Consider the following 2,509-nt stretch of genomic DNA (forward strand, 5'->3'; position numbering starts at 1 on the left):
AAACAACTAAACAACGATTAATGGATAGTTGGAATGAAGCTTATAGTGATGGATTGGACGAATCAGAAACTTTGATGTTAGAGGGAATACGCCATCATCAATGCCAATTATCTGAGTAAATATGACGATTTTTCAAGGTGATATTTATTGGATTGATTTAGGAGAACCACAAGGTTCTGAACCTGCTTATCTTCGTCCTTGTGTTGTGGTGCAAAATGATGCTCTGAATCAGTCACAAATTGGGACGGTTATTGTGTGTCCATTAACAACCAATTTGAGACGAGCAAAAGCTATTGGTAATGTTTTATTGAATGAGGGTGAAGGGAATTTACCTGAATCCAGTGTTGTTAATGTTTCACAGGTTTTCACGGTTGATAAACGTCTTTTAACGGATTCTATCGGAAGACTTTCTCAGGAAAAAATCAAATTAATTATTCAGGGAATTAAGTTGGTTATTGAACCTCAAGAACTCGAATAATAGGGGGTTATAAAAGGATTTAAAGAATCCATTTACCCTTAGACTTAGCTAGTGGTGAACAGACTCCCGTGGCTCTGACTGCTCCCGCTATCAATGGTTAAGTTCTAATCAAATAATTACGACAAAAAAGGTTGGGGTGAGCTAATGTTCGCCCCAACCTTTTTTTATTGAAATTCTCGACAAATCACCTGACCAATAACCACTTCTCGCTCCAAGCACCGTTGACATTGAAGCCACTGCCCGTAGGGGTGAAAGTAAGAGAACCGTAGTCGAAGTTATTGCAGATGGTTCCGAAAATAGTGGCATGGACTCGCTCAGGTGGACAGATATCTGCGGCCCCGTAGCCGTTCTTTCCGCGAGTCCCCAGGTGGGAATAGGTGTTGCCATCCCAATCCCCGTTACCGAACCAGGTTGTGTTGGCTGGACCTTCTTTCAGCATACAGCGCAGACCTTTGCCTCTGCGCCCACCTGTCAAATCAGTTACCTGATATTGATTGAAATGGCTACCGCAGGTTTTGGGACGGGGTAGGGGGTTGTAGTTAACGGAGGAAGCCAAACGCCACTCCTCATTCCAGGCACCAGTCACCCGAATCACTCCTGGTCTGACCGTTCGGATCTCGAGATTACCCGGATAGTTGAAGTTAGCATCCTCCCCGTTACCGTGAATGTCGGACGCGAACCCGACCAACATTCTGCCTCGGTCAATCGCCTGTCCCAGATGGCGGTAGGTAGCCCCTTCCCAGGTTCCTTCCCCGTACCAGGACAGACGGGGAATGCTTGAGCCTTGCTGTCCTTTACTGAATTTGACACAACGAATCCCAGTTCCCCGTCGGTTATCTAGCGAACGAACTATATATGTTTCTAAGTGGGGACCACAATTGAAGCTAGTAGCAGTAGTCAGACGGATCGGCTCTATTTGAATTTGAGCCAGCGCGGGTAAGGTTGTCACTAACAGGGACATACCGCCTAATACCATAGTCTTGACAGAACGTAGATTCATAATTTTTTCCTGAAATTGGGAAGCCGTGTTTACTTGCTAATTTCAGAATATTCGGAGTCTCAGGGTGATGTCAGTCCCAAAATAAGTGGAAATTGACGATTTCAATCGTTTCTACTTTCAGTAATAAAGTGGAGGAACGTGGAAATTTGCTGCCATTTATCTCCTCTTCTCCCGCTTTTTCTCGTATGGTCGATATGTACTGAAAGTTTAATTGTCCCTCAATCTTTCTAATAGTTGGGCGCAAGACAAACTCGCCGGAGAAAGAAGTAATCCGGTGCGTTTCGAGACGGGAATAGGGCATCCGTTTTCTGTCAGTTCGGGGTTAGGCTTCGCTGGTGCGGCGAATACCTTCGTCGAGAATGAAGAACTGAGGGTTAAGAGAAGCCAACGGCTCTCGCAGTTTTTCGATTTCGGCAGCGGGAGCGTGAACTTCTAGGCGAATAATCTTGGCGATTTTGAGAAGTTCGTCTAGCAGTTCCCCGACGTTTTGTAGGTGGGCAAGAACTGCGGAGGCATCGACGTAACCCTCGCGGCAATGAAGAATATTGCCGCTAAAGGAAAAAGCATAATGGATACAGCCCTCTTCGGTGCGGGTTCTCTCAATGAACTTGGGGCCTAGTTCCTTAAAGGCATCAATTTTTCCTTCTTGTACTTCAAAGTAGGGTACGAGAGTACAGCAAGTATCGATTTTGAACATTAGATTCTCCTTCTAGGTGGTGCGGAGGGGTATCCCGCGTTTGTGGTCTCTTCTGTCAGACGCTTCACGAATTGGAAGCAAGTTGATGAGGTTCTGACCTAATTCTATCGAGAAGCAAACTAGGTATAACTAGGGTTTGCGGCAAAAAGCTTTTCGGTGGTGGCAGGGTGTGGGGTGTGGGGTTTTATCGATTTTCAGGTGGTCAACTACCTAATTTTCAGGGAAAAAGTCCCGGAATTTTCCCCCCGATCCCCGCAATGGCTGGCACTTTTTGAGGGGAAAAAAGTCCAAAAGTCTTATCCAACAAGGTTTTTAGATTTATTCAGCAGACCCT

4 protein-coding genes are annotated in these 2,509 nt (G+C 45.6%); 1 reads left to right on the forward strand and 3 read right to left on the reverse strand.

Features of this window, described 5'->3' with window-relative positions; all coding sequences use genetic code 11:
* Positions 1–121: 121 nt before the first annotated feature.
* Complete coding sequence (locus tag PX636_RS21415) at positions 122–478, forward strand: type II toxin-antitoxin system PemK/MazF family toxin (protein ID WP_288118768.1); 357 nt, start codon at positions 122–124, stop codon at positions 476–478.
* A 184-nt stretch (positions 479–662) separates the two neighbouring features.
* On the opposite strand, the gene PX636_RS21420 is transcribed toward PX636_RS21415, so the two are convergent.
* The 3 genes from PX636_RS21420 to PX636_RS21430 form a co-directional block, all read right to left on the reverse strand.
* Positions 663–1,478: a hypothetical protein gene (locus tag PX636_RS21420; RefSeq protein ID WP_288118769.1), complete on the reverse strand. Its 816-nt coding sequence runs from the start codon at positions 1,476–1,478 to the stop codon at positions 663–665.
* Positions 1,479–1,548: 70 nt separating this feature from the next.
* On the reverse strand, positions 1,549–1,779 hold the full coding sequence (locus tag PX636_RS21425) for a hypothetical protein (protein WP_288118771.1): 231 nt from the start codon (positions 1,777–1,779) through the stop codon (positions 1,549–1,551).
* 21 nt (positions 1,780–1,800) lie between these two features.
* Entirely contained in the window at positions 1,801–2,175 is a 375-nt protein-coding gene (locus tag PX636_RS21430; RefSeq protein ID WP_004162726.1) for a putative quinol monooxygenase, read from the reverse strand.
* Between the last annotated feature and the right edge of the window lie 334 nt (positions 2,176–2,509).

This window comes from Microcystis sp. M53598_WE2 (assembly GCF_030067735.1).
In the GTDB taxonomy this organism is placed as follows: domain Bacteria; phylum Cyanobacteriota; class Cyanobacteriia; order Cyanobacteriales; family Microcystaceae; genus Microcystis; species Microcystis aeruginosa.